Annotated in this window: 25 protein-coding genes; 17 read left to right on the top strand and 8 right to left on the bottom strand. The window is 63.2% G+C overall.

The window, feature by feature from the left end; translation table 11 throughout:
* Window positions 1-807 carry an undecaprenyl-diphosphate phosphatase gene (locus tag IEV58_RS03900; RefSeq protein ID WP_188408369.1) on the bottom strand — a complete coding sequence of 269 codons (807 nt, stop codon included), beginning with the start codon at window positions 805-807 and terminating at the stop codon, window positions 1-3.
* 145 nt (window positions 808-952) lie between these two features.
* Here IEV58_RS03900 and IEV58_RS03895 point away from each other — a divergent pair, with 145 nt between their 5' ends.
* Genes IEV58_RS03895 through IEV58_RS03885 form a run of 3 tightly spaced genes read left to right on the top strand, consistent with a single transcriptional unit; the run spans window position 953 to window position 3682 of the window.
* A complete protein-coding gene (locus IEV58_RS03895; protein WP_188408368.1) occupies window positions 953-1645 on the top strand; it encodes a glutathione S-transferase family protein in 693 nt (230 codons plus the stop codon).
* A 25-nt stretch (window positions 1646-1670) separates the two neighbouring features.
* A complete protein-coding gene (queG, locus tag IEV58_RS03890) occupies window positions 1671-2810 on the top strand; it encodes a tRNA epoxyqueuosine(34) reductase QueG (protein WP_188408367.1) in 1140 nt (379 codons plus the stop codon).
* Window positions 2807-3682, top strand: coding sequence for an NAD-dependent epimerase/dehydratase family protein (locus IEV58_RS03885; RefSeq protein WP_188408366.1), 876 nt, complete (start codon window positions 2807-2809; stop codon window positions 3680-3682). The genes queG and IEV58_RS03885 overlap by 4 nt, the downstream gene beginning before the upstream one ends.
* Before the next feature lie 3 nt (window positions 3683-3685).
* Here the strand turns inward: IEV58_RS03885 and IEV58_RS03880 are convergent, their stop codons facing one another.
* The gene (locus IEV58_RS03880; RefSeq protein ID WP_188408365.1) at window positions 3686-4387 is read right to left on the bottom strand and encodes a winged helix-turn-helix transcriptional regulator; all 702 of its coding nucleotides are present in this window, start codon (window positions 4385-4387) and stop codon (window positions 3686-3688) included.
* Window positions 4388-4455: 68 nt separating this feature from the next.
* Here IEV58_RS03880 and IEV58_RS03875 point away from each other — a divergent pair, with 68 nt between their 5' ends.
* The 4 genes from IEV58_RS03875 to IEV58_RS03860 are packed head-to-tail and all read left to right on the top strand — an operon-like array spanning window position 4456 to window position 6213.
* Window positions 4456-4878 (top strand): VOC family protein, encoded by a 423-nt coding sequence (locus IEV58_RS03875; RefSeq protein ID WP_188408364.1) that lies wholly within the window; start codon window positions 4456-4458, stop codon window positions 4876-4878.
* A 29-nt stretch (window positions 4879-4907) separates the two neighbouring features.
* Window positions 4908-5348, top strand: a complete 441-nt coding sequence (locus tag IEV58_RS03870; RefSeq protein WP_188408363.1) for an SRPBCC family protein — start codon at window positions 4908-4910, stop codon at window positions 5346-5348.
* A gap of 36 nt (window positions 5349-5384) precedes the next feature.
* Window positions 5385-5738, top strand: a complete 354-nt coding sequence (locus IEV58_RS03865; RefSeq protein WP_188408362.1) for a DUF1428 domain-containing protein — start codon at window positions 5385-5387, stop codon at window positions 5736-5738.
* Window positions 5739-5742: 4 nt separating this feature from the next.
* Window positions 5743-6213: a VOC family protein gene (locus IEV58_RS03860; protein WP_188408361.1), complete on the top strand. Its 471-nt coding sequence runs from the start codon at window positions 5743-5745 to the stop codon at window positions 6211-6213.
* A gap of 34 nt (window positions 6214-6247) precedes the next feature.
* Here the strand turns inward: IEV58_RS03860 and hrcA are convergent, their stop codons facing one another.
* Window positions 6248-7363, bottom strand: a complete 1116-nt coding sequence (gene hrcA / locus IEV58_RS03855; protein WP_188408360.1) for a heat-inducible transcriptional repressor HrcA — start codon at window positions 7361-7363, stop codon at window positions 6248-6250.
* Between the two features lie 149 nt (window positions 7364-7512).
* On the opposite strand from hrcA, the gene IEV58_RS03850 reads away from it, so the two are divergent.
* Complete coding sequence (locus tag IEV58_RS03850) at window positions 7513-9186, top strand: thiamine pyrophosphate-binding protein (protein ID WP_188408359.1); 1674 nt, start codon at window positions 7513-7515, stop codon at window positions 9184-9186.
* Between the two features lie 43 nt (window positions 9187-9229).
* Entirely contained in the window at window positions 9230-9952 is a 723-nt protein-coding gene (locus IEV58_RS03845) for a hypothetical protein (protein WP_188408358.1), read from the top strand.
* A gap of 2 nt (window positions 9953-9954) precedes the next feature.
* Here IEV58_RS03845 and IEV58_RS03840 read toward each other — a convergent pair whose 3' ends face one another.
* The 4 genes from IEV58_RS03840 to IEV58_RS03825 all read right to left on the bottom strand — a co-directional run bounded on the left by IEV58_RS03840 (window position 9955) and on the right by IEV58_RS03825 (window position 14609).
* Window positions 9955-10731 (bottom strand): SDR family oxidoreductase, encoded by a 777-nt coding sequence (locus tag IEV58_RS03840; protein ID WP_188408357.1) that lies wholly within the window; start codon window positions 10729-10731, stop codon window positions 9955-9957.
* A gap of 81 nt (window positions 10732-10812) precedes the next feature.
* A complete protein-coding gene (locus tag IEV58_RS03835) occupies window positions 10813-11898 on the bottom strand; it encodes an ABC transporter substrate-binding protein (RefSeq protein WP_188408356.1) in 1086 nt (361 codons plus the stop codon).
* 48 nt (window positions 11899-11946) lie between these two features.
* Window positions 11947-13623 (bottom strand): thiamine pyrophosphate-binding protein, encoded by a 1677-nt coding sequence (locus tag IEV58_RS03830; protein WP_188408355.1) that lies wholly within the window; start codon window positions 13621-13623, stop codon window positions 11947-11949.
* A gap of 269 nt (window positions 13624-13892) precedes the next feature.
* Window positions 13893-14609 carry a GntR family transcriptional regulator gene (locus IEV58_RS03825; RefSeq protein WP_229729169.1) on the bottom strand — a complete coding sequence of 239 codons (717 nt, stop codon included), beginning with the start codon at window positions 14607-14609 and terminating at the stop codon, window positions 13893-13895.
* Window positions 14610-14828: 219 nt separating this feature from the next.
* Here IEV58_RS03825 and IEV58_RS03820 point away from each other — a divergent pair, with 219 nt between their 5' ends.
* The 6 genes from IEV58_RS03820 to IEV58_RS03795 all read left to right on the top strand — a co-directional run bounded on the left by IEV58_RS03820 (window position 14829) and on the right by IEV58_RS03795 (window position 21122).
* Entirely contained in the window at window positions 14829-15845 is a 1017-nt protein-coding gene (locus IEV58_RS03820; protein WP_188408354.1) for a TAXI family TRAP transporter solute-binding subunit, read from the top strand.
* A gap of 107 nt (window positions 15846-15952) precedes the next feature.
* Window positions 15953-17983, top strand: coding sequence for a TRAP transporter permease (locus tag IEV58_RS03815; RefSeq protein WP_188408353.1), 2031 nt, complete (start codon window positions 15953-15955; stop codon window positions 17981-17983).
* 58 nt (window positions 17984-18041) lie between these two features.
* The gene (gene rph / locus IEV58_RS03810) at window positions 18042-18758 is read left to right on the top strand and encodes a ribonuclease PH (protein WP_188408352.1); all 717 of its coding nucleotides are present in this window, start codon (window positions 18042-18044) and stop codon (window positions 18756-18758) included.
* Window positions 18755-19411: an RdgB/HAM1 family non-canonical purine NTP pyrophosphatase gene (gene rdgB, locus IEV58_RS03805; protein ID WP_188408351.1), complete on the top strand. Its 657-nt coding sequence runs from the start codon at window positions 18755-18757 to the stop codon at window positions 19409-19411. Before rph ends, rdgB begins: the two co-directional genes overlap by 4 nt.
* Window positions 19408-20559: a radical SAM family heme chaperone HemW gene (hemW, locus tag IEV58_RS03800; RefSeq protein ID WP_188408350.1), complete on the top strand. Its 1152-nt coding sequence runs from the start codon at window positions 19408-19410 to the stop codon at window positions 20557-20559. Before rdgB ends, hemW begins: the two co-directional genes overlap by 4 nt.
* A 239-nt stretch (window positions 20560-20798) precedes the next feature.
* The gene (locus IEV58_RS03795; RefSeq protein ID WP_188408349.1) at window positions 20799-21122 is read left to right on the top strand and encodes a hypothetical protein; all 324 of its coding nucleotides are present in this window, start codon (window positions 20799-20801) and stop codon (window positions 21120-21122) included.
* Between the two features lie 49 nt (window positions 21123-21171).
* Here the strand turns inward: IEV58_RS03795 and IEV58_RS18415 are convergent, their stop codons facing one another.
* A complete protein-coding gene (locus tag IEV58_RS18415) occupies window positions 21172-21369 on the bottom strand; it encodes a con-10 family general stress protein (RefSeq protein ID WP_188408348.1) in 198 nt (65 codons plus the stop codon).
* Window positions 21370-21575: 206 nt separating this feature from the next.
* Here IEV58_RS18415 and ahcY point away from each other — a divergent pair, with 206 nt between their 5' ends.
* Both ahcY and IEV58_RS03780 read left to right on the top strand, forming a co-directional pair.
* Window positions 21576-22970, top strand: a complete 1395-nt coding sequence (gene ahcY, locus IEV58_RS03785; protein WP_229729168.1) for an adenosylhomocysteinase — start codon at window positions 21576-21578, stop codon at window positions 22968-22970.
* Between the two features lie 147 nt (window positions 22971-23117).
* Window positions 23118-25562, top strand: coding sequence for a sensor histidine kinase (locus IEV58_RS03780; RefSeq protein ID WP_188408346.1), 2445 nt, complete (start codon window positions 23118-23120; stop codon window positions 25560-25562).
* Window positions 25563-25566 lie beyond the last annotated feature (4 nt).

Genomic DNA, 25566 nt, shown 5'->3' with positions numbered 1-25566 from the left:
TCAGCCGACCAGCACGAGGGCGGCAAGGCCGACCGTGCCGACGAGGATGCGCCACCAGGCGAAAGGCGCGAAACCGTGGCGCGAGACGAAGTCGAGCAGCGAGCGCACCACGAAAACGCCGGCGATGAAGGCTGCGATGAACCCGGCGGCGATCACCGTCAGATCATCCACCGTGATGACGTCGCGGTTTTTATAGAGGTCATAGGCGAAGGCGCCGGCCATGGTGGGCATGGCAAGGAAGAACGAGAACTCCGCCGCCGAGCGCTTGTCGCAGCCGAGAAGCAGCGCCCCGCCGATGGTGGAGCCGGAGCGCGAGACGCCGGGGATCATCGCCAGCACCTGGCAGAAGCCAATGGCGAGGCAGAGCTTCCAGGGATAGGCCATGGCATCGGTGTGACGCGGCTCGATGGTGCGCCGATCGATCCAGAGCAGGGCAAACCCGCCGATGATGAGCGCGATGCACACCACGGCCGGCGTCTCGAACAGCACGGTCTTGATGAAGTCATGCGCCAACGCGCCGATCACGGCTGCCGGCAGGAAGGCGATCAGAACGCCGATCACGAAGTTGCGTGCCGACGGGTCGGTCGGGAGCCGAAGGGCCACATTGGTGAGCCTTGCGGCATAGACCGAGAGGATGGCGAGGATCGCACCCAGCTGGATCAAAACCTCGAAGGTGTTGCCGCTGGTCGAGAAGCCCAGGAAATGGGTGAGGAGAAGCAGATGCCCGGTCGAGGACACCGGGATGAATTCGGTCAAACCTTCCACGAGGCCCAGAAACAGGGCTTCCACGATACGGCCATAGTCCACGGGTGTTTATCCTTTAGAACAGGGGACGGCAGCCCGATTCGGGTTGCCCGGCTTCGGGCGCGGTTCTATACGGGGACGGCGATCCGCGCCACCTCACGAGTATCATCGAGGCTTCATTGGCCGGTTTCCGCGGCGACATCCATTCATGGCGATTTTATACCATCACCCTTTGTGCCCGCATTCCCGCTTCGTGCGCCTGATCCTTGGTGAGCTTGGCGTTGAGCACGACCTTGTCGAAGAGCGGGTCTGGGAGCGCCGGAGGGAGTTCCTCGTTCTCAATCCCGCCGGACAGACCCCCGTGCTGGTGGAGGACGAGGGGTCAGCGGTGCCGGGAGCCTGTATCGCGGCGGAATGGCTGGATGAGACGCGCGGGCTAGCGCTCGGCGAGCATCGGCTGCTGCCGGAGGCGCCCCAGGAGCGCATCGAGGTGCGCCGGCTGGTGGAGTGGTTCAACGTAAAATTCTTCGAGGAAGTCTCGCTGCATCTGGTGCATGAGAAGGCCTATAAGCGCTTCATGCCGGCCGATGTCGGCGGCGGCCCTCCCAATCCTGCCGGCATCCGGGCTGCGCGCGCCAACATCCGTTACCATATGCAGTACATCGGCCATCTGGTAGGACGGCGGCACTGGCTCGCGGGCGAGCGGTTGACCTATGCCGATCTTGCCGCAGCGGCCCATCTTTCGGTGACGGACTATCTGGGCGACACCCCATGGGACGAGGATCAACGGGCAAAGGAATGGTATGCGCGCGTGAAGTCGCGCCCGTCCTTCCGTGCCCTGCTCGCCGATCGGATCGCCGGCATCTCCCCGCCCGACAGCTACGCAGACCCCGACTTCTGACCTCCATACATTCGGGAGGCGCGCCATGACGGCCGCGCGCCCGGCTCCCGACAAGCTCAAGGCTCTCCTGCTCGCACGGGCGGCGGAGGAGGATTTCGACGTCCTCCGCATCACCCGTCCCGACGCCATCCCCAGCGCCGCCGCCGGGCTGACGGCCTTTCTGGACGAGGGCCATCACGGCACCATGGCATGGCTTGCCGAGCGGCGCGAATGGCGCGGCAACCCCGCCGTGCTCTGGCCGGAGGCACGCTCGATCATCATGCTGGGCCAGAATTACGGCCCGGCACGCGATCCACGCGGCAACCTTGAGCGCGCCGACCGTGGCCACATCTCCGTCTACGCGCAGGGCGACGACTATCACGACGTCATCAAGGGCAAGCTGAAGCGGCTGGCGCAGTGGCTCGCCCACGCCGGCCAAGCCGAGGTGAAGGTCTTCGTCGATACGGCGCCGGTCATGGAGAAGCCGCTGGCGGAGGCCGCCGGCCTCGGCTGGCAGGGCAAGCATACCAACCTCGTCAGCCGCGAATTCGGCTCCTGGCTCTTTCTCGGGTCGATCTTCACCACTCTGGAACTGCCGACGGACGAGCCTGACCAGAACCGCTGCGGCTCGTGCCGGGCCTGCCTTGCCGCCTGCCCCACCGATGCCTTTCCCGCGCCCTACCGGCTCGATGCGCGCCGTTGCATTTCCTATCTCACCATAGAGCATCAGGGTCCGATCCCGGACGAGTTCCGCCCCGCCATCGGCAATCGCATCTATGGCTGCGACGACTGCCTCGCCGCCTGTCCCTGGAACAAATTCGCTCAGGAAGCCCGCGAGATCCGCTTGCGGGGACGGCAGGAGCTGGACGCGCCGCGCCTCGCGGAACTTCTGCGGTTGGACGACGCTGCCTTCCGCGCCCTCTTTCGCAAGAGCCCGGTGAAGCGGATCGGCCGCGACCGGTTCCTGCGGAACGTGCTGATCGGCGCTGGCAATTCCGGGCTGGCAGAGCTCGTGCCCCCAGTCCGCCCGCTCCTGAACGATGCCTCGCCGCTGGTGCGGGGGGCTGCGGTCTGGGCGCTGTCGCGACTGCTTTCACGGGACGATTTTACGGCTCTCGCCATTGCCCATCGTTTCAAAGAGGACGATGTGGGGGTTCAGGCAGAGTGGGATAAATGCGCGGCATGACGACACTGCTCCTTCTCGGATACGGCTATGCCGCCGAGCGGATCGCTGAAAGACATGCGGACCGTTTTGGCAAACTCATCGTCACGGCGCGATCAGCCGATAACGTCGATGCATTGAGGGCCCGGGGCCTCGACGCCTACCTTTTTGACGGCACCGGTGTTTCGGCGGAACTCTCCCTGGCGCTCCGGCCGGTGACCCATGTGGTTTCGTCCATTCCGCCCGCCGAAGCCAGTGACCCGGTGCTCGCAGCCCTCGCCCCGGAGCTCGCCCGTTCTCCAAACCTTGCCGCCGTGGGATATCTGTCGACCACGGGGGTCTATGGCGACCGGTTGGGGGCCTGGGTCGATGAGGATACCGAACCGCAGCCGAACGGGCCGCGCGGCCATCGCCGCCTCCAGGCCGAGAACCAGTGGCGCGCCTTCGCCGAGGGCAGCGGCGCCACCGCGATCATATTGCGCCTCCCCGGCATCTATGGCCCCGGGCGCAATACGCTCATGCAGCTTCGCGCCGGCACGGCCAAAAGGATCGTCAAGCCAGGGCAGGTGTTCAGCCGCATCCATGTGGACGATCTCGCGGACGCCGTGGCGGCCGCCCTTCTCAATCCTTCGGCCGGACGCATCTGGAACGTTGCCGATGACGAACCGGCTCCGCCGCAGGACGTGGTGACCTATGCCGCCCGGTTGATGGGCCTGGAGCCGCCGCCGGCCGTGCTTTTCGAAGAGGCGCAACTGTCTGACATGGCGCAGTCGTTTTGGGCGGACAACAAGCGCGTTGCCAACCGCGGCATTCGCGATCGGCTTGGCGTCACGCTGACCTATCCCACCTATCGCGAAGGCCTCCACGCGCTCTGGACGCAGAGCAACGGCGGCTGACGCTTAGACGGCGGTCTCAACCTTCGGCGGCAGCGTGAAGAGTGTCGCAAAACGCTCGGCCACGGCCCGGTCGCCTTCCACGGCCAGGGCTCCGACTGAGATCATCGTGTCGAAGGGCTGGCCGCCGTAGACGACAGCGGCCAGCGAGGTCGCTTCTCCCGCGATCGTCGCATCGGCTCCTTCGAGCGGTGAGCGCTTCAGGTCCAGCGTGCCGTCGGCGATCCGCGCAAGGAAGCTTTCCTCACCGATGCGGATGCCGACAGTTGCATCGAAACCTTCCGCCTTCGCCGCATCGAACATGGTGCGAAACGACAACATAAGCGAGACCGCGCTGAGCGGCAGACTGGGGTCGTGTCGGGGCGAGCGCGCTGCCCACCGCCCCATGACCTTGATCAAGGGTTCGGCCTCGTAGCCCCAGGGCGTGAGCTCATAGACATGCGCCGACGCAGGAGGCGGCAGCTTGCGGCGGATCAGAATGCCATTCGCCTCCAGGCCCTCCAGGCGCTGGGTCAGCACATTGGCGCTGATGCCGGGCAGGTCCGCTCTCAGGTCGCTGAACCGTTTGGGTCCGAGCATCAGCTCGCGCACCACCATCAACGACCAGCGTTCACCAACAAGATCAAGGGCATGAGCAAGGCCGCAGGCGTCGTCATAAGTGCGCCGGGAGCCTGCTTCACTTCTTTTAGTTATTTTTTCTAACTTCATGGTTGCTTTTTATAACTCACGGGACTAAAGGTGTCAAACGTCACGAGCGAGATCAAAGAGGAAACGCCATGCCCAAGCTTGTTTTCATCAACCTGCCCGTCACCGACCTCTCCCGTTCCAAGGCTTTCTATGAGGCGGTCGGCGCCACCAACAACCCGCAGTTCACCGACGACACGGCTGCCTGCATGGTATTGTCGGATACCATCCACGTGATGCTGCTGACGCATGAGAAATTTCGTCAGTTCACACCTAAGGCCATCGCCGACGCACGGACCACGAGCGAGGTGCTGATCTGCCTTTCAGCGGACAGCCGTGGCGAGGTTGACGGCCTGGTCGACAAGGCCGTGAACGCCGGCGGCAAGGGCGATCCCACGCCCACGCAGGACTTCGGCTTCATGTACGGCCGCAGCTTCGAGGACCTCGACGGCCACATCTGGGAGACGATGTGGATGGACATGGAAGCCGCCAAGGAAGCCATGGCTTCGGCCTGAGACCGAGCTCGCACCAGGGAGTGTCTGTCATGCACGAGCTTACCGTCACCCGGTTGATCAATGCTTCACCGGAAACCGTCTATCGCGTCTGGACGACACGGACGCAGGAATGGTTTGCGCCCAAGCCTTACACGACGCCGCGGCTCGAATTCGACCTTCGCCCCGGCGGGCGCAGCTGGATGGAGATGCAGGCGCCCGATGGTACGCTTCATCCGCATGAGGGCGTCTTTCTGGAGGTCGTTCCCAACCGGAAGATCGTCACGACCGATGCCTTCGCTCCCGGCTGGGTGCCCCAGGGGCCGTTCATGGTCTCGATCTTCACCTTCGAACCGGAAGGCTCTGGAACACGCTACACCGCCGTGGTGCGCCACTGGCGCGAGGAAGACAAGAAGACCCATGAGGAAATGGGCTTCGAAGCCGGCTGGGGCCAGGTATGCGACCAACTCGCCGAACTGGCAGAGCGCAACTGACCGGGACGTGACACCCAACCAAGAGGAGAAGAAGACATGAGCTATATTGATGGATTCGTCGCCGCCGTTCCTACGGCGAACAAGGACATCTACACGAGGCATGCGAAGGAGGCGTGGGACATGTTCAGGGACTACGGCGCCACGCGCATGGTGGAATGCTGGGGCGACGACGTGCCCGCTGGCAAAATCACCGACTTTCAGAGGTCGGTTCAAGCAAAGGATGACGAAACCGTCGTCTTCGCATGGATCGAATGGCCGTCCAAGGACCTGCGCGATGCGGGCTACAAGAAGATGATGGACGATCCGCGCATGTCGATGGACAACATGCCTTTCGACGGCAAGCGCATGATCTATGGCGGTTTTTCGCCGCTGCTCGACCTGAAGGGATAGTCACATGTCACAGGTCGCGACATGCCTCTGGTTCGACAAGCAGGCTGAAGAAGCGGCGCGCTTTTATGTATCGCTTCTGCCTGGTTCCACCATCGACTTCGTTCTCCCCTTCCCGGCCGAGACGCCGAGCGGCGGTCCTGGCGGCGTCATGACGGTGGAGTTCACGCTGGCCGGACAGCACTACATCGCCCTCAACGGCGGCCCTTACTTTCACCTTTCACCGGCGGTTTCGATTTCCGTCACCTGCGAGGATCAGGCGGAAGTCGATCGCCTTTGGGAGGCGCTTCTTGAAGGCGGGGCACCGCAGCAGTGTGGCTGGCTGACCGACCGCTTCGGCCTTTCCTGGCAGATCGTGCCGAAGCGGCTGCTGGAGCTGGTGAAGGACAAGGATGCCGAAAAGGCCCGGCGTGTCACCGAAGCCATGCTGCAGATGGTGAAGCTCGATGTCAGAGCTCTTGAGCAAGCTGCAGCCTGAATCACCTGCGCGGCGGCAACGGCCGCGCAGGCCCTCACCCTTGCCCTAGCAGGCGCCCCACCAAACGGGCCGTATAATCCACCATCGGCACGATACGCGCGTAGTTAAGCCGCGTTGGCCCGATGACGCCAAGCACTCCCACGATCTTCTGCTCGCTGTCGTGGAACGGCGCCGCGATCATGGAAGAGCCGGACAGGGAAAAAAGCTTGTTCTCCGAACCGATGAAGATGCGCACGCCATCGGCGCTCTCGGCTCGGCCCAGAAGATCGATCACGTCCTTCTTTCCTTCCAAATCCTCCAGCAGAAGGCGCACGCGCTCCAGATCTTCCAGGGCCTTTAGGTCCTCCAGAAGATTGGCCTGCCCGCGCACGATCAGCTGCCGCCTGTCGTCGTCGCCGTTCGACCAGATGGCAAGCCCCGCCTCCACCACCTTCGCGGTGAGCGCGTCCAATTCGGCCTGAGCAGAAGTGTGTGCGCGTTCAAGCTCGGCGCGCGTTTCGGCGAGTGTGTGGCCGCGCATGCGGGCATTGAGGAAATTTGAGGCCTCAACCAGCGCCGAGGGGGGCAGTCCCGACGGCACCGCCAGCACGCGGTTTTCCACGCTGCCGTCCTCACCCACCAGCACCACCAGCGCGCGAGTTGGCTCCAGCGGCACGAATTCGATGTGCTTGACGCGCTGGTCCTGCTTCGACGTCACCACGACCCCAGCGCCGCGCGAAAGGCCCGAGAGCATGGTGGAGGCCTCGGTGAGCACCTGCTCCATGGAGCGCGTTCCCGGAGCGCCCCGGACCTGCGCCTCAATGGAGCGGCGGTCGTCCTGGTTGATGTCGCCGATCTCCAGCATGGCATCCACGAAGAAGCGAAGGCCTGTCTCGGTGGGCAACCGGCCGGCGCTGGTGTGGGGCGCGTAGATCAGCCCCGCCACCTCCAGGTCCGACATCACGTTGCGCACGGATGCCGGCGACAGTGTCATCGGCAGCATCCGCGACAGGTTGCGTGAGCCCGCCGGTTCCCCGGTCGCCAGATAGGTCTCTACGATCTGTCGGAAGACTTCGCGGGACCGCCGGTCAAGGGCGGGCAGTGCAGGACCTGATCCAAGGATCGGACGTTCGATCGTCACGTGCGGCAATTCCTTCTTTCCAGCTGTCATTGTCGTCCCGTGCGCTGGCGCAATCAAGCGGCGCCTTGCGCGCAGGCACGCGCTACGGAGAGTCGACAGTTTTGTTGACAGTTGCCAGGTCGCGTGGTGGCATATCGCGCCTGCACAAGAACAAAACTGAAGCTCACCGGAGGAGCGCCATGAAAGTTTACGAGGCCGTCGCGGCAGCCGTCGTGGCGGAAGGCTGTGATTCCATCTTCGGTCTCGTCGGCGATGCCAATATGGGTGTCTGGGCCGCTTTCGGCGGCATGCCGGGGGTAACGCTTTATGCGGCACGGCACGAGGCCGCGGCCGTCACCATGGCCGAGGCCCATGGACGCGTGACGGGAGGCGTGGGTGTCGCGACCGTGACGCGCGGACCGGGCCTCACCCATACGGCGACGTCTCTTGTCGCGGCAGTCAAAGGTCATTCACCGCTGGTGCTGATCGCAGGCGACATCGCTCCTGGCAGCAAGAACAGGCACCAGGATATCGATCAACGGAAGTTCGCTGAGGCCTGCAACGCGCGCTTCCAACAGCCGTCCCGGCCGGACACCGTGCTTGAGGATGTGCGAGAGGCCTTTTACATCGCACGGACGCATCGCTGCCCCGTGGTCCTCAACCTGCCGGCCGACATCGACGAGCGTCCCTACGACCGGCCGTGGAATTACGTGCCCTCGACCGCCTTTCTGCCCCAGCAGGTGACAAGTCCAGACGCGGCCGCCATCGCCACGCTTGCCGATGCCCTCATGGCATCGGAACGGCCGGTTATCATCGCCGGCCGGGGTGCGGACAGAGATGCCGCGAAAGCCATCGAACAACTCGCTGATCGCGCGGGGGCACTTTTGGCCACGACCCTTCTGGCGAAGGGTCTCTTCACCGGACACCCCTATGATCTCGGCATCGCCGGCGGCTTTGCCAATGCGCCGGCAGAACGGCTTATGGCCGATGCCGATTTCGTTCTGAGCTTCGGCGCCGACCTTGGCTATCACACCGCCGACGGGGGCAAGATGTTCCCCAAGGCGGAGATCGCCCGCGTCGACATCAGGTCTTCAGCCGAAAGCATCTCGCTGCTGCCCGGCCGCTTTGTGCAGGGCGATGCCCATGCGACGGCCCTCGCTCTTGCCCATGAACTGGAGTTGCGGCAGGTGCAACGGAGCGGCTACCGCACATCTGAAACGGATGAGGTGCTCGCCACCGACTTCGGCGCATTCGAGACGCCGACCGATGGCCTCGACCCGCGGCTTCTGATGCGGCGCATGTCGCCGGCCCTTCCCGACAAGGTGCTCGTCACTTGCGGCATCGGGCACTTCTTTGCCTTCCCCGCCATGTATGTGGAACTGCCGCCTGATGGCGATATGCAGTTCTCCCATCATTTCGGCGCCATCGGGCAGGGTCTTCCCTATGCCATCGGATCCTGCGTCGCCGCGCGCAACCGCCCTCACGTCCTCATCGAAGGCGACGGCAGCCTGCTGCAGCATCTGCAGGAGCTGGAGACCGTGGTGCGCGAGGGACTGCAGCTGACCGTCCTGGTCTGGAACGATGCCGGCTACGGCGCCGAGGTGCACAAGATGCGCCAGAAGGGCCTCAATCCCGCATTCGCCCAATGGACATCACCCGACTTCGTCGGTGTCGCGCGTGCCTTCGGAGGAGACGGCATCGTGCTTGATAATGAGCAGCAGATCAAGGACGCGCTGGCCACGGGTCTGAGCAGAGGCGGGCTTTACGTCATCGATGCCCGTGTCTCTCCCAGCACCATCAGCGATCCCTATCGCCGGCAGCATTTGGGCGAAGACAACAGGGCGCCGCTGCTTCGCTCTGTCGCCCAGCCGTGAAGGCCACGGGAAGAACCTCGGCCCTCGCCAGGAGGAAAAGAGAATGACCATCGGCATTTCGGCAGCGCAGGCCGCAGATACCCGCATTCGCAAATCCCTCAAGAACGGCACCGGCTATTTTCGATCGCGTTACGTCAACGATGAGAATTCAGGAAAGCCGGAGGGGCCCACCTGTTACCTGATCGAGCAGGATCCCTCCTCCGTGATCCCAGCCCATTTCCACCAGGCCAACCAATTCCAGGTCATGGTCAGGGGCGGCGGCCATCTCGGCAAGAGGGAGATCAATGGTGTCCTCGTGCATTACACGGACGCCTATACGCCATATGGGCCGATCAACTCCGGCGAAGAGGGCCTGCATTATTTCACCCTGCGCGACGGCTTCGATCCCGGTGCACGCTTCATGCCCGAACAGCGCGCCGAACTGGTGCGCAAACATGGCCACCACCGGCACATGGTGTCGGTCATCGTGCCCACCGATCTCGTGACGTCCGGTGATGAAGACCGCGTTGAACTCATCGCGGCACAGGAGGACGGGCTCGAGGCGACGCTATTTCATCTGAAAGCGGGCGAAAGTCTTCCTCCCGCCAAAGGCGCCGGCGGCGGTCAGTTCGCGTTGGTGCTGCGAGGAAGCCTGCAGCACCTCGATCAGAGCATCGAGGACAGAGGGTGCATCTACGCGGCAGCGGACAGCTCTGTTTCGGCGATGGCCGGGGGGGAAGGCGCGGAGGTGATCCTGATGCAGTTTCCCCGGCCGCACCTTCACTGACGTCACGCCACCGGCGACAGGCCGCCATCGACGTTGATCGCGGTGCCGTTGATGTAGGATGCCGCATCGGAGGCAAGGAAACAGGCGATGTTGGCAAATTCCGCCGCCTCACCCATGCGGCCGAGCGGCACGGATGAGCCGAGCGAGTGCTTTTCCTTTTCAAGACCGGCCTGGTCGTCGGGATGACGGCGCGCGATCTGGTCGGTGACGATCTTTCCGATCAGCAGTGCGTTGACGAGAATGTTGTGCGGTCCGCCATCCCAGGCCATGGCCTTGGTCAGGGCCATGCCTGCGGCGCGGGTCACGCTGGTGGGCATGCTGGCGGCGCGAGGGGCCTTGGCCCCGATGTTCAGCACATTGATGATCCGGCCCCAGCGCCGCTCCTTCATGCCGGGCCAGGCCAGCCGCGCCAGCCGGATCGCCGCGAAGAGCTTCTGGTCGAAATCGGCCTGCCAGAGTTCGTCCGTGACGGTCTCGAAGTGATTGGCGCGGCCTTGTCCCGCATTGTTGAGGAGGATATCGACGGCGCCGAATGCGGCTATGACCTTTCCGAAGGAGGCTTCGATATCCTCCTTCTTCGCGACATCGCAGACAAAGCCCTCGACCTTGCCACGCGCGGTGGCGGCCAGGCTGTGGCAGGCTTCCTCCAGAACATCCGCGCGCCGCGCGAATATGGCGACATTGGCGCCCGAGGTCGCAAGCGATTGCGCCGCGGCGAAACCGAGACCCTTGCTGCCCCCGGTGATGATGGCCGAGCGTCCGTCAAGCCGGATGTCCATCCCGCTTCTCCCTTGCTGCATCGATATGGTGGATGATGGGAAGCACGACGCGGCAGAGGCCGCGTCGCTCCGGTATTCTGGTCAGCGGACGCCGAATGTGGTCCGGTAGTGGTTGACGATCTTGGCCTGCCTTTCTGAATCGATCAGGCTCAGGCCATCGACGACCTTGGGAAGCTCGGTCGTTGCCGGAAGGTGCTCAAGCGATTTTGCTCCCGTACGGGTGACGGACAAGCCGCCAAAGGTCAGCAGCTGTTCCTGGCCCTTTTCGGTCATCAGCCAGTTCAAAAACACCTTCGCGGCATTCGGGTGGGGGGCCTTCGCGGCGACGAAACCGACGCCATTGGTCACCGTCGTTCCCGACTTGGGATAGATGAAGCCGACCGGTGCCCCATCCTCCAGGAGCGGATGAAGGGGGATGTCGGTCAGTTCGGCCACCGCGACGTCGCCGCGTACAACCGCCTGGATGATGCCGCCCGACCCTTCGAAGAATCGGACATCCTGCGCTTTCAGCTTGGCTGCGGTATCACCCAGCTTCAGCTCGTCCTCCCAGTAGGCGATGATCTGCTGGATCGCGAGCGCACGCCAGGGCGGATTGAAGCCGATCTTGCCCTTCCATTTGGGGTCGAAGAGATCCGTCCATTCCTTGGGCGCTTCGTCATCGGTCACCAGGTTCTTATTCCAGATGATCGCCTCTCTGGCCTGCTGCAGCGTGAAGAGCTGGTTCTTGCGGCTATGCTCGGGGGCAAAGTTCTTCAGCTCCGGCGGCGTCCATGTCATCGCCCAGTCCTCCTCGTCGATGCCCTTCAGAAGGCGCTCGTCGGGATAGGTGATCATGACGTCGACGATATGCCGGCCGGAATTATATTCCGCGACGAAGCGTTCCAGCATCGGGGGAGCACCCAGCCTGATCTGCTCCGTTGCAATGTCCGGATGATCCTCACGGAACTTCTGCAGCAAAGCCTCGACCCCATTGGGCTGCAGGTTGCTGTAGAGGACGACCTTGCCCTCCTTCTTCGCCCCGGCGAGGACCTCATCCCAGTTCTCCTGCGCGCCGGCCGTGACCGTGCTCAGGCTCAGTGCTGCCGCGATCGCAACGGCACAAGACGTGATCTTTCTGACCCATGCACCAGCAAGGGTGCCGGCATTGTTATCGCCATGCCATGTCATTTGTTTCCTCCCAAATTTTATTGTCCGAATTCTTCACTCCGTCTTTTTTTATTTTGCAGGCGCCATTTTCTTCTTCACTGCGCGGCGCATGACCGGAGACATGACGAGATCGGAGACATGGATGTCCCAGATTTCGCTGCCGGCGCCGCCCTTGAAGCCTTCGAGCCGTTCGGCGAATTGGTCGGGCGAGGTGATGGTGGATCCACGAAGGCCAAACCCCTGCGCGAGCTTGCCGAGGTCGCCACGGCCGAAGGTGGAGCCGCTGTCGTCGATACCATCCGATCGCAGCTTGTGTATTTCGGCGCCGAACGCGCCATCGTTCAGCACACAGATCAGAATGCGCAGATTGTGCCGCCGGATCGTCTCCAGCTCCTGGACATGCATGTAAAAGCTGCCATCGCCGTCGATGAGAACGATCGTCTTTTCAGGTTTGGCCGCCGCCATGCCAATGGCATAGGATACGCCATTCCCGATTGCACCGAACTCCCGGATCACCAGGAAGCGCTCCGCGCTGCGGCCGCGCATCTGTGCCGGATAGAACGAGCAATGCCCGGAGGAGTTGACGATCTCCCAGTCTTTCGGAATGACCCGGTTGAGGGCTGCGATCGCGTCCCGCGGATCCAGCATTCCCTTTTGTTCCGGGAAGCTTTCACTGTCCGACGGCTCCTCGATGATCCGACGTGCCAGCTCCGGGGTGCGCCACGACGCCTCGCGCGTACCCTTGCGCGCTTCAACGGCTGAGATGAGCGCCTCGACACCGGCTTTCGCGTCGGCGCGCACGTAAAGGTCGGCCACCTTCAGGCCCTGGCGGATGCCGGCCGGGTCACAGTCAATCTGGATCACATCCGCATTGGGAAACAGCTTTCCGCCATCGACCGTGTGATGGGTCATGCTGGCGCCAACGGAGATGACCAGGTCGCATTCGTCGAACTTCTCGCGCGCGACCTCCGATGAGAAGCCGCCGGCGACGCCGAGCGAGAACTCGTCCTCGTCGAACAGGCCGCGAACCGGCAGCGTGGTTGCCAGCAGCGCGTCCACCATGCCGGCAAGTTTCCGGCACGCCTCCTGCGCCCCGGCCTTTTTCGCGCCACGCCCGGCGATGACGATGATGCGCTTGGCCTGCGCCACTCGATCCGCCGCGCGCTCAACGAATGCGGGATTGGGCACCATGCGGCCCGTGTCCGGGATGAACTCGGTCGAGGGAACGTAGGGCTTGGAGGGCTCCAGAAGCTGCTTCTGAAGATCATAGGGGACGCCGAGCACGACCGGGCGCTGTTCCATGCGCGCGATGAAAAAGGCGTTGCGCACATATTCCAGCATACGGGGCAGGCTGTGCGCCTGGATGTAATGGGCACCGGTGGCCGTAACGATCGGGCCCTGGTCGATCTCCTGATTATACCAGGACATATTCAACGGGCTCTCGCCGGCAAAAACCACCAGCGGAATGCGCGCGCGGACCGCCGTTGCGAGCGCGGTGGAGAGCTGAGTGAGGCCTGGACCGCAGGTGACCGAGGCAACGCCCACCTTTCCGGTGGCTGTGGCATAGGCGGACGCTGCCGCGCAGGCACAATGCTCATGCCGGACATAAATCGTCCGGACGCCCTGATAGCCGGCAAGGGTGGACACCCAATGCATGTTGCCGTCACCCATCAGGGTGAAGTGTGTATCGACACCTTCAAGGAAAAAGGCCTCGGCAAGAAGCTTGTAAATTTTTGAGCCGCTCATGGTTCACCTGTCCTGCCCTGGAAATTGCTTTGCTGTGCGGCGATTTCGCCGGCGTTCAAAAGGCTGCGAAGCCTGATCAGGAGCCAATCACATCCGATGCCGACAAGCCAGTCAACTATATTGTTGACAATCTCAAGAAGCGAAGCTTGTGATCCCAGCCTGTTCATGCGAGCTGGGGCCCAGCTCTTTGGAACCAGGCCGCGGCGGGTCAGAAACCGAAAGCCATGCTGAATGCGCAGAACTCAGCTCGACGGAAGTTCGAACCGCGACTAAGCGAAGGAGTGCGTCATCTCGAAAGATTTCTGCAGATTTTCCAGAACCGAACTGAGGTGGTCGCGCATGGCCGCCTCCGCCTCCTGTTCCGAGCGTGAAACGATCGCCGCGACGATGCGCTTGTGCTCCTTGAGCGACTGAGCTGCGCGATCCGGCATCAGGATCGCCCGATACTGAATCCGCACCAGCTGATGCTTGAGATTCATGATCAGCTTTGTCAGCGTGCGATTATCCGCCATCTCGAGTATCTGGCTGTGCAGTCGCCCGTTCAGATGGGACATCGCCAGGAGATTTCCCGTCTCATACTCGGCCTGCATTGCCTCGATGGTGTCCTGCAACGGCCTGCAGTTTTCGGGGGTTGCGCGTTGCGCCGCCTTTTTCGCGACCAGCCCCTCCAGCACCTGTCGTGCCTCGGCGATCTCGATCGCTTCGTCTTCCGAAATGTTGCGCACGCGAGCGCCGCGGTTCGGTTCGCGGACGACGAGGCCCTCGCCTTCGAGCACCGCGAAAGCAGTGCGGATGTTCGTCCTGTTGGTGTGCAGCGACGCCGCGAGATCAGCTTCGATCAAGCGTTCGTGGGGCATGAGCCGGCCCGCGACGATCATTTCGCGCAACTGGGCGATGATTTCCATGATGCCACCACGAGCCCCGTTGGTTGAGGCCTCCGCTCCGCTGTTTTGAGGAGCTTCGATGTCGTTGGTTCTCGTGGTCATAGAGTTATTCCGTCAGCGGCAGCGCACGGCTGCTTCTAGCGAGCCGCTCGCTCCGAGCCAACTCATGTAACAGATATCTATAATGTCGACATGTTTGTCCGCAATTGGCCAGCCGAAGTGGCTCATCTGCGGCTGTTGATCCATATGGCAATACCGTGTCAGCATCAGCTCATACTGAACCGACCGGCCCCAAGACCGGAAACAGGCAGGAGCTTCCAGATGAGCATGTTGACGACGATGAAACGCCTGGCGGCAGGCGCGGCCCTCTTCGGCGCCGCTGCCGTGGCCACAGCTGCGGTGGGCCAGCAGATGCAGTTCTTCCGCATCGGCACCGGCGGCACCGCTGGCACCTATTTTCCAATCGGCGGCCTGCTCGCCAACGCCATATCAAGCCCGCCTGGAAGCCGCTCCTGTGCCGATGGCGGCGCCTGCGGTGTCGAAGGCCTGATCGCAACCGCGGTCGCGTCCAACGGCTCGGTCGGCAATATCAACGCCATTCAGGGCGGCTCGCTGGAGTCAGGCTTTACCCAATCGGACGTCGCCTTCTGGGCCTATACGGGCACCGGCGTCTACGAAGGCAAACCCAAGGTGGAAAACCTTCGTGTGATCGCCAATCTCTATCCCGAGACCATTCATCTGGTCGCCCGCAAAGGCGCGAACATCAAGTCCGTGGCGGATTTGAAGGGAAAGCGCGTCTCGCTCGATGAGCCGGGATCGGGCACACTGGTCGATGCGAAGCTGATCCTCGCCGCTTATGGTCTGACGGAAAAGGATGTCGAGGCGGAATATCTGAAGCCGAACCAGGCCGGCGAGCGCATGCGCGATGGCGGCATGGACGCTTTCTTCTTCGTCGGCGGCTATCCGGCCGGCGCGATTGCCGAGCTTGCCAGTTCCAGCGGCATCGATCTTGTGCCCATCTCCGGTCCCGAAGCGGAAAAGATCCTCGGTGAATACAAGTTCTTCGCCAAGGACACGGTGCCGGCGGACACCTACAAGGGCGTCGGCCAGGTGGAGACCATTTCGGTCAATGCCCAGTGGGTGACCAGCGCCAGCCAGCCGGATGAGCTCATCTACGGCATCACCAAAGCGCTGTGGAACGACAATACTCGCAAGCTGCTCGACAGCGGCCATGCCAAGGGCAAGGCGATCAAAACCGATACCGCCCTGCAGGGCCTTGGTGTGCCGCTGCACGCCGGCGCGGAGAAGTTCTACAAGGAAGCCGGCCTTCTGAAGTGAAAGCCTGATCCCGTGCCGCGTGCCGGCACGGGGACCTTGCCGGCAGCCGCGCGCCAGGAGGTGCCGGCTGTCTGTTGTCACGGCGGCGGCTAAGCCAGGGGACCCGGATGACGCGTGTCGAGCTCGATGAAGCCAAGGCGCAGGCGCTTGAGGAAAAATTCGATTCGGAGGTGCGCTTCCGGAAGCTCGGCCCTGTGGCGACCCAGCTTGTGGGCGTGCTGCTCGTCGCCTTATCCCTGTTCCACTATTACACGGCTGGCTTCGGCCTCCTGCAGGAAGTCACCCATCGCGGCATCCATCTCGCCTTCGTGCTGGGGCTGATCTTCCTTGTCTTTCCCATGGCCAAGGGCGGCTACGACGGCTCTCTTGCCGGAAGTGCCCTGAGGCCGCTCGGCATACCCCTGATCGACTGGCTTCTTGCCGCCGTGGCGGTGGTTGCCGTGCTTTATGTCCCCTTCACCTTCCAGGAAATCGCGTTCCGCGTCGGCAACCCGAACACGACCGATGTGGTGTTGGGCGGAGCGCTGATCGTCATCCTGCTGGAGGCCACGCGCCGTTCAATCGGCTGGCCCCTGCCGATCATCGCCATGATCTTCATGGCCTATGCGCTGTTCGGGCGCTATGCTCCGGGTGTCCTGGTTCACCCCGGCTCGTCCTTTTCCAACCTGATCAATCATCTCTACCTCACCAGCCAGGGCGTCTACGGTGTCGCGCTCGGCGTCGTCGCTACCTATGTCTTCCACTTCGTGCTGTTTGGCGTGCTGGCGACCCGGATCGGGCTCGGCCAGCTCTTCATCGACGTCGCATCCTGGGTGGCTGGGCGCTACGCCGGCGGCCCCGCCAAGGTTTCGATCTTCGGCTCGGCGCTCTTCGGCATGATTTCCGGCTCATCGATCGCCAATACGGTAACGGTGGGATCGCTGACGATCCCGGCGATGATCCGCCTGGGCTACCCCAAGCACATCGCCGCCGCCGTGGAGGCGACCTCATCCACCGGCGGCCAGATCACGCCGCCGATCATGGGAGCCGCGGCCTTCCTGATGATCGAGTTCCTGGGCGTGCCGTATCAGAGCATCATCGTGGCGGCCATCGTCCCGGCGTGCATGCACTTCTTCGGCGTCCTCTGTCAGGTACATTTCGAAGCAAAGAAACGGGGCCTGCGGGGCCTGCGCCGCGATGAGCTGCCAAACCTCCGCGAGGTCATCAAGACCGACTGGCCGACGGTGATCCCGCTGATCGCGCTCGTCACCATCCTGGTCATGGGATACACGCCCTATCTCGCCGCCTTCTGGGGCATCACGCTCTGCATCGCCGTCGGCTTCCTCAATCCGCGCCGCCGCATGAGCCTGATGGATCTGTTCGTCGCGTTCCGCGATGGCGCCAAATATGCCCTTGCCGTTGGTGCGGCGGCCGCGACGGTCGGCATCGTGGTAGGCGTCGTGACCCTCACCGGCGTCGGCTTCAAACTGTCCTTCATCGTGACGGGAACAGCCAACGACCTCGCTCTCTGGACGACGTCATGGTTGCCGGCGTTCCTCGGCGACCAGGGAACGCTGACGCTGCTCTTCACGCTGATCATGACCGGCATTGTCTGCATCCTGATGGGCTGCGGCATTCCCACCACGGCGAACTACATCATCATGGTGACGATTGCTGCGCCCGCACTGGTGCTTCTGGGCGTGCAGCCGATCGTGGCGCATTTCTTCGTCTTCTATTACGGCCTGCTTGCCGACATCACCCCACCGGTGGCCCTTGCGGCCTATGCCGCGGCCGGCATGGCGGGTGCCGATCCGTTCCGCGCCGGCAACACCGCCTTCCGGCTCGGCATCGGCAAGGTTCTGGTGCCTTTCGTCTTCGTGTTCTCGCCCTCGCTTCTCATCATGGTCGAAGGCTTTTCCTGGAGCGGCTTCTTCCTCGGATTGTTCGGCGCCGTGGCGGGCATCCTGTGCCTGTCCGCCGCCTTCGCCGGGCACCTGCTGGTGGACACCAAACACTGGGAACGCTGGGTGCTCAGCATCGCAGCCCTTCTGATGGTGGCGCCGGAGCTCTATTCCACGCTGATCGGCCTCGTTGTGGCGCTGCCGGTGCTCGCGCGCCACATCGTCGCGTGGCGGCAAGTGCCGGTTGCGGCGGCATAGGCCTTGTCGGGAGAGGCATAACACGGCAAAGAAGGCGCCTTGATCCCAAGAGGTGCCAATGACCCGTCCATCCAACCGCGCGCCCGACGAAATGCGAGCCGTTTCGCTTGAGCGCAGCGTCGCCCGCTATGCCGAGGGTTCCTGTTTCGTGAAGTTCGGCGAAACCCATGTGCTGGTGACTGCCAGCGTGGAGGAGCGCGCGCCCGCATGGCTGCGCGGCACCGGCAAGGGATGGGTCACGGCTGAATATTCCATGCTTCCGCGCGCGACATTGACCCGGACGCGGCGCGAGTCGAGCTCCGGTAAACCGTCGGGCCGCACTCAGGAAATTCAGCGCCTCATCGGCCGTTCCATGCGCTCGGTCGTCAATCTGCGCGGGCTTGGAGAGCGCCAGATCACCATCGACTGCGATGTGATCCAGGCCGACGGTGGGACACGGACGGCGGCCATCACGGGTGCCTGGGTGGCGCTGCATGATTGCCTTAACTGGATGCTGGAGCGCGGTATCGCATCGGGCAAACCGCTCGGCGACCACGTGGCGGCGGTCTCCTGCGGCATTTCAAAGGGCGCTGCGGTGCTGGATCTCGATTACGCTGAGGACAGTGAAGCGGAATCGGACGTCAACTTCGTCATCACCGGATCCGGCGGACTGATCGAGGTGCAGGGGACGGCGGAAGCGGCGCCCTTTTCCGAGGAGCAGTTGATCCATATGCTGGGCCTCGCCCGCAAAGGCACCTCAGCCCTTATCGAACTGCAGAAGGCAGCCATCGCGTGAGCCGCCGCCTGACCGAACCCAAGCTGGTTGTCGCCACGCATAATGCGGGCAAGCTCCGGGAAATCCGTGAGCTGCTGGCACCGTTCGGAGTTGAGGCCGTTTCAGCGGGTGAGCTCGGTCTTCCCGAGCCGGAGGAGACCGGCACCACCTTTGCCGAAAACGCGCGCATCAAGGCCGAGGCCGCCGCCACGGCGTCGGGTCTGCCTGCGCTGGCTGATGACAGCGGCATCGCGGTGATGGCGCTCTGGGGCGCGCCCGGCATCTTTTCGGCGCGTTGGGGCGGGCCGCAGAAGGATTTCGGGGCGGCTATGGCTCGAGTGGCGGCGGACCTCGAGGCACGCGGGAAAACCGAGCCGCAGCAGCGCCGCGCGGCTTTCGTCGCCGCGCTTTGCCTCGCCTGGCCGGACGGTCATGTGGAAGAAATCGAGGGTGCTGTGGAAGGCATTGTGGTGTGGCCTCCACGGGGCGACCGCGGCTTTGGCTATGACCCCATTTTCCAACCCGACGACCATCAGCGCACCTTCGGCGAGATGAGCTCGGAGGAAAAGCACGGCATTCGCTGGAGCGCCGAAGGAGGCACCGGCCTGTCACACCGCGCCCGCGCCTTCGCCGCCCTTGCCGGCCGCTGCCTTGGCGAACCGGTGCTGCCATGAGTGGCGATGCTGGCTTTGGCGTCTATGTGCATTGGCCGTTCTGCGCCGCCAAATGTCCCTATTGCGACTTCAACAGCCATGTCCGCCACAACGGCGTTGATCAGGCCGACTATGCGAAGGCCTATGTTGCGGAGATCGCGCATATGGCCTCGCTCGCACCGGGAAAGAAGGTGCGCTCAATCTTTTTCGGCGGCGGCACCCCCTCCCTGATGGAGCCGGCGACCGCGCAGACGATCATCGACGCCATCGCCGGACACTGGAGCCTGGAGGCGGACGCGGAAATCACCCTGGAGGCAAACCCCACCAGCGTCGAAGCGGACCGCTTCACCGGCTATCGCGCCGCCGGTGTCAATCGCGTCTCGCTTGGCGTCCAATCGCTTTACGACGAAGACCTCAAAGCGCTTGGACGTCTGCACAGCGGGGCCGAGGCCATGTCCGCGCTTGATATCGCACAGCGCATTTTCCCGCGCGTGTCATTTGATCTGATCTATGCCCGCCCACGGCAAACGCCGGAGATGTGGCAGCGCGAACTTGCGACAGCCATCACGCGCGGAACCGAGCATCTGTCCCTCTATCAACTGACCATCGAAGAGGGCACGCCTTTTGCCGCGCTGTTCAAGGCCGGCAAGCTCCAGATGCCTGACGAGGATACTGCGCGGGCGTTCTGGGACGTGACGCAGGACCTCACCGGCCAGGCCGGTTTGCCGGCTTACGAAATCTCCAACCATGCTCGACCGGGAGCCGAGAGCCGCCACAATCTCGTCTACTGGCGATCCGGCGAATGGGCCGGCATCGGCCCCGGCGCCCATGGCCGGCTTGGCGATGACGATCGCCGTCTGGCACTCACCGTGGAGAGAAATCCGGAGCACTGGCGCCAGCGGGTGGCCCAGTTCGGCCACGGCCTCGTAACCGAGGAGCGGCTCGATATCGGCGAAATCGCCGATGAGTTTCTGGTGATGGGCTTACGGCTTGCCGAAGGCGTTGATCTTGCGCGCTATCGGCGGCTGACAGGAGAGGATCTTGATCCGGTTCGCATCAAAGCTCTGGTGGATGATGGGCTGATCGAAGCTCTGGGCGCCGATCGTCTCCGGGTAACGCCATCGGGCTTTCCCGTGCTCGACGCGGTTGTGGCCGATCTCGCGGCCTGATGCGTCGCGTTATTGCCGTACAGCTTTGTTTCCATAACTCGGCGTCCTTTCAAGCATACATAAATATAACGGCAGCAAAGCGCGACCGCTTTCGAAATTCTTGCCATGAAATAGTGCTGAAATGGGCAGTTCATCGCCCCGGTAAAGCCTGATTATGAGCACCCTCAACCGGGAATCTCCTGTCTACTTCAGCGCGGCTATTAGCAGCCGCTCCTTCATGACACCAACGGGAGATTTCAATGACCCGAACGCTAATCGCCGCTGCCGCCGCCGTGTGTTTCACGCTGCCGGCGTTCGCACAGACCGCCGGGGGCTCCACCTCGGCGGCGCTCTGCACCAGCGAGGCCACCCAGATCCAGGCAGCCGTTGAACGTTCCAGCCTTCAGCAGGAGCAGAAGAGCCAGGTCAATTCCGCACTCGGAGCTGCAATCGATCAGGAAAAAGCTGGAAATTCGCAGGCCTGCCAAGCAACGCTCGATCAGGTGAAGCTTGCCTTGGGAATTCAGCCGGCAACGCCGAGCGGCCGCTCTTCCACGACGAGTCCCCCTCCCGCGGCGCAGTAATCACCTTGCAAGAGGGCGGGCGGCTCCGGCCGCCCGCCCTCTTTTTGTATCAGCGCTGACCGCCCTTGCGGCCAGCTTCCGAAGCGCGCTCGCGGTCTTGAGCAAAATTGCCGCCGCCCTGCTGGCGATTGTCGCTACCGCTCTGCTGCGACTGCTGGCCATGTGACTGCTGGCCGCCTTTGCGACCGGCCTCCGAGGCCTTCTCGCGATCATTGGCGAAATTTCCCGGATTGTTGTTCTGAGCCATTTTTAGATCTCCCTTGTTCGAGTGGCCTGAACAGGAAATCAATGACCGCCGGATGGTGAAGTTCCTGCCGCAATTTGGGCATTTCGCTTCGCCCTTTGACATAAAGACTTCTTTATATGCTTATTGCCGCCAAGCGGTAGCGGTGCTAGAGAGCCTGCGACCTTGCGCGGGTTCCTCACCGCGCCTCTTGAAGGATGGGATGCACGATGACTGATTATGTGGTGAAGGACATTTCGCTGGCTGACTGGGGCCGCAAGGAAATCGATATCGCCGAGACCGAAATGCCGGGCCTGATGGCGACGCGCGAGGAGTTCCGCGCCGCGCAGCCGCTGAAAGGCGCCCGCATCGCCGGCTCGCTCCATATGACCATTCAAACCGCCGTCTTGATCGAGACGTTGAAGGAACTGGGCGCCGATGTCCGTTGGGCCTCCTGCAACATCTACTCCACGCAGGATCATGCCGCTGCGGCCATCGCCGCCTCCGGCACTCCGGTTTTTGCCATCAAGGGCGAGAGCCTTGAGGACTATTGGGAGTATACCCACCGGATCTTCGAATGGGCCGATGGCGGCACCCCCAACATGATCCTTGACGACGGCAGCGATGCCACGCTCCTCATCCATCTCGGCAAGCGGGCTGAGGACGGCGACACCGCCTTCCTCGACGGCGCGACCAACGAGGAAGAAGAGGTCCTCTTCGCGTCAATCAAGAAGCGGCTGAAGGAAAAGCCGGGCTTCTATTCCGCCATCGCCAAGAACATCAAAGGCGTCACGGAAGAGACCACCACCGGTGTTCATCGCCTTTATGAAATGCAGAAGAAGGGAACGCTGCTGTTCCCGGCGATCAACGTCAACGACAGCGTCACCAAGTCCAAGTTCGACAACCTCTATGGCTGCCGGGAAAGCCTCGTGGACGGCATCCGTCGCGCCACCGACGTGATGATGGCGGGCAAGGTCGGCGTTGTTGCCGGCTTCGGCGACGTGGGCAAGGGCTCCGCCGCCTCGCTGCGCAACGCTGGCGCACGGGTGATCGTCACCGAGATCGATCCGATCTGCGCGCTCCAGGCCGCCATGGAGGGCTATGAAGTCACCACCATGGAAGAGGCCGCACCGCGCGGCGACATCTTCGTGACCACCACCGGCAACGTCGACGTCATCACGGTCGACCATATGCGCGCGATGAAGCACCGGGCGATTGTCTGCAACATCGGCCACTTCGACAGCGAAATTCAGGTGGCCGGCCTCCGGAACCTCAAGTGGCACAACGTGAAGCCGCAGGTGGACGAAGTCGAATTTGCCGATGGCAAGCGCATCCTCCTTCTCGCCGAAGGGCGCCTCGTCAATCTCGGCTGCGCCACCGGCCATCCGTCCTTCGTGATGTCGGCGTCCTTCACCAACCAGACGCTGGCACAAATAGAACTGTGGACAAATCTCGGAAAATACGAGCGCAAGGTCTATACCCTGCCCAAGAAGCTCGATGAAAAAGTGGCCGCCCTGCACCTCGAGAAGATCGGCGTCAAGCTTTCGAAATTGAACGAAAAGCAGGCCGCCTACATCGGCGTGTCGGAGAACGGGCCCTTCAAGCCGGAACACTACCGCTACTGAGTCTTTCACGCCACACATGGCCTCATCCCGCACGGCTTGACTCAAATAACGATCGGAGTCCGTGCGGGGACTCTTCTTCCCGATTCTCGAGAACGCTATCTTGATTGTGATTCGCGTAGGGCGCGAACACAGGAGAGGGCGGGGAACATGGGACAAGCGGGACGCTGGCGATCGAGGAGCCTCAAGGCTCTTCTCGCACTCGCGCCACTCCCCTACCCCGCTGCGGCCCAGTCCGCCGATTTTGCCCTGCATGAGCCCGGCAACCTGATCTGGGTGGTGATCTTCGCCGGGGTCGCCGTCACTGCCGTCACCTCCAGCCTCATGCTGGTGCGTTATCGGTCACGCGCGCTTCTCAATGAACGCACCGCCTCCAGCCAGATCAGCGCGCTGCGCGCGCGCCTGGACCGGGCCGAGGTGTTGGCTTCGACGGAGCCCCAGATCGTCATCATCTACGAAGGCCGCGACAGCGAGCCGGAAATCACCGGCTCACTGCCCGAGGCCCAACTGCCGCCCGGCAAGCGCATCCTCGGCTTCGGTGCCTGGCTGCAACCGCACGATGCCGCCGCGCTGGAACATGCCGTGGAAGTGTTGCGGACCAAGGGCATTGGCTTCCGCCTCGACGGGGTCACGCGCTTTGGCGACCATGTGCTGGTGGATGGCCGGGTGTTGGGCGCGCAGGCGCTGGTGCGCATTCGCGATGTCACCGGAGAGGCCCGTGCGCGTGCCGAACTGCAAAGCGCCTATGACAGCCTTATGAAGGACATGGAGCGCACACGCGCCCTGCTCGATGGACTGCCGCACCCGTCGTGGATGCGCGATGGCCAGGGCAACCCCATCTGGGTCAACAAGGCCTATGCCTCGGCTGTGGAAGTGCCGGAAATTGGTAAGGCTCTCGCGCTGGAGCTGTTCGACGAGACTGCGCGCTCCGCCGCCGCCCGGTCGCTCGCGCACAGCGGCAAATACCGTGAGCGCGTCGCTGCCGTTGCTCGGGGAGAGCGCCGCATCTTCGATATGTTCGCAACCTCGACCGGTGCCGGCAGCGCCGGGCTTGCCGTTGATGTCTCCGATGTCGAGGCGGTAAAGGCGGAGGTGGAGCGGCTGCGCGCCTTCCACCGCCGCACGCTGGACGAACTCTCCACCGGTGTCGCCACTTTCGCCGCCGACGGCACGCTGGTGTTCCACAATCAGGCCTACCGCCAGATGTGGCGGCTGGATCCGGCCTTCCTCGACAGCGAGCCGACCGACACCCAGATCCTCGAGCGCCTTCGCGCTGACCGCCAGCTACCTGAACAAGCCGACTTCCGGGTGTGGCGGGAGAAGCTGCACGAAGCCTACCGTGCGATCGAAAACATCGAACACTGGTGGCATCTGCCGGACGGCCGCAGCGTCCGAGTTGTGCAGACGCCGAACCCCGAAGGCGGCATCACCTATCTGTTCGACGACGTCACCGAGCGCATCAAGCTGGAATCCCGGTTCAACGCCCTGTCACGGGTGCAGAACGAGACGCTGGATCATCTTCGGGAGGGCGTTGTCGTGTTCGGCACAGACGGCCGCCTCAAGCTCTGGAACCCCGCTTTCGCCGCCCTCTGGGGCATTCCGGCGGAGCGCCTTCAGGATGAGCCGCACGCCGCCGACGTCTTTGCAGCCTGTCATCCGCGCGACGAGAATGCGCAGGAGTGGGCGCGCCTCAAAGGCACCGTCACATCGCTGGCCGAGCAGCGCACACCGGTCTCCGCGCGCATCGAGCTCACCGACAACACCGTGGTGGACGTCAGCACCGTGCCGCTGCCCGATGGCGCCACGCTGGTCGCCTTCACCGATGTGACCGCGCAGTTCGGCATCGAGCGCGCGCTTCGGGAAAAGAACGAAGCGCTGGAAGCAACCGCTCAGCTCAAGAGCGACTTCGTCAAGAATGTCTCCTACGAACTGCGCTCGCCTCTGACCAACATCATCGGCTTCACGCAATTGCTGGGTGATGCCACCATCGGACCGCTCAACGACAAGCAGCACGAATATGCCGAGCATATCCTCGCATCGTCGGCGGCACTCCTGACCATCATCAACGACATCCTAGATCTCGCCACCATCGACGCCGGCGCCATGGAACTGGACCTCGCCGAGGTCGACATCCGCGAGACCATGGCCGCCGCCGCTGAGGGCGTACGCGATCGTCTGGCTGAAGCCACTCTGACGCTCGATATCGCGGCCGACAGGAACATCGGCCGCTTCACCGCCGATGGCCGCCGCGTTCGCCAGGTTCTGTTCAACCTCCTCTCCAATGCCATCGGGTTCAGCCCCAACGGTGGGACCGTCACTCTTTCGGCCATGCGTGAGAACGACGCCGTCGTGTTCAGCGTGACCGATCGCGGCCCCGGCATTCCGGAGGAAATGATCGATCGGATGTTCGATCGCTTTGAAAGCCGCACCAACGGCTCGCGCCATCGCGGCGTTGGCCTCGGTTTGCCGCTTGTGCGCTCACTGGTTGAGTTGCATGGTGGCACGGTGGAAATCATGAGCGCGCAAAACAAGGGTACGACCGTGATCTGCCGCTTCCCCATCAGCGGTGTGGCAAACCGCGTCGCTGCGGAATGACAGC

Source organism: Agaricicola taiwanensis, from assembly GCF_014635245.1.
GTDB lineage: Bacteria > Pseudomonadota > Alphaproteobacteria > Rhizobiales > Methylopilaceae > Agaricicola > Agaricicola taiwanensis.
The sequence above is the reverse complement of the archived record's forward strand: the minus strand, read 5'-3'. Positions and strand labels throughout refer to the sequence as shown.

Coding starts and splice junctions, on each gene's coding strand:
- IEV58_RS03895 (WP_188408368.1), top strand. CDS start 953: ATGGCGATTTTATACCATCACCCTTTGTGCCCGCATTCCCGCTTCGTG.
- queG (WP_188408367.1), top strand. CDS start 1,671: ATGACGGCCGCGCGCCCGGCTCCCGACAAGCTCAAGGCTCTCCTGCTC.
- IEV58_RS03885 (WP_188408366.1), top strand. CDS start 2,807: ATGACGACACTGCTCCTTCTCGGATACGGCTATGCCGCCGAGCGGATC.
- IEV58_RS03880 (WP_188408365.1), bottom strand. CDS start 4,387: ATGAAGTTAGAAAAAATAACTAAAAGAAGTGAAGCAGGCTCCCGGCGC.
- IEV58_RS03875 (WP_188408364.1), top strand. CDS start 4,456: ATGCCCAAGCTTGTTTTCATCAACCTGCCCGTCACCGACCTCTCCCGT.
- IEV58_RS03870 (WP_188408363.1), top strand. CDS start 4,908: ATGCACGAGCTTACCGTCACCCGGTTGATCAATGCTTCACCGGAAACC.
- IEV58_RS03865 (WP_188408362.1), top strand. CDS start 5,385: ATGAGCTATATTGATGGATTCGTCGCCGCCGTTCCTACGGCGAACAAG.
- IEV58_RS03860 (WP_188408361.1), top strand. CDS start 5,743: ATGTCACAGGTCGCGACATGCCTCTGGTTCGACAAGCAGGCTGAAGAA.
- hrcA (WP_188408360.1), bottom strand. CDS start 7,363: ATGACAGCTGGAAAGAAGGAATTGCCGCACGTGACGATCGAACGTCCG.
- IEV58_RS03850 (WP_188408359.1), top strand. CDS start 7,513: ATGAAAGTTTACGAGGCCGTCGCGGCAGCCGTCGTGGCGGAAGGCTGT.
- IEV58_RS03845 (WP_188408358.1), top strand. CDS start 9,230: ATGACCATCGGCATTTCGGCAGCGCAGGCCGCAGATACCCGCATTCGC.
- IEV58_RS03840 (WP_188408357.1), bottom strand. CDS start 10,731: ATGGACATCCGGCTTGACGGACGCTCGGCCATCATCACCGGGGGCAGC.
- IEV58_RS03835 (WP_188408356.1), bottom strand. CDS start 11,898: ATGACATGGCATGGCGATAACAATGCCGGCACCCTTGCTGGTGCATGG.
- IEV58_RS03830 (WP_188408355.1), bottom strand. CDS start 13,623: ATGAGCGGCTCAAAAATTTACAAGCTTCTTGCCGAGGCCTTTTTCCTT.
- IEV58_RS03825 (WP_229729169.1), bottom strand. CDS start 14,609: ATGACCACGAGAACCAACGACATCGAAGCTCCTCAAAACAGCGGAGCG.
- IEV58_RS03820 (WP_188408354.1), top strand. CDS start 14,829: ATGAGCATGTTGACGACGATGAAACGCCTGGCGGCAGGCGCGGCCCTC.
- IEV58_RS03815 (WP_188408353.1), top strand. CDS start 15,953: ATGACGCGTGTCGAGCTCGATGAAGCCAAGGCGCAGGCGCTTGAGGAA.
- rph (WP_188408352.1), top strand. CDS start 18,042: ATGACCCGTCCATCCAACCGCGCGCCCGACGAAATGCGAGCCGTTTCG.
- hemW (WP_188408350.1), top strand. CDS start 19,408: ATGAGTGGCGATGCTGGCTTTGGCGTCTATGTGCATTGGCCGTTCTGC.
- IEV58_RS03795 (WP_188408349.1), top strand. CDS start 20,799: ATGACCCGAACGCTAATCGCCGCTGCCGCCGCCGTGTGTTTCACGCTG.
- IEV58_RS18415 (WP_188408348.1), bottom strand. CDS start 21,369: ATGGCTCAGAACAACAATCCGGGAAATTTCGCCAATGATCGCGAGAAG.
- ahcY (WP_229729168.1), top strand. CDS start 21,576: ATGACTGATTATGTGGTGAAGGACATTTCGCTGGCTGACTGGGGCCGC.
- IEV58_RS03780 (WP_188408346.1), top strand. CDS start 23,118: ATGGGACAAGCGGGACGCTGGCGATCGAGGAGCCTCAAGGCTCTTCTC.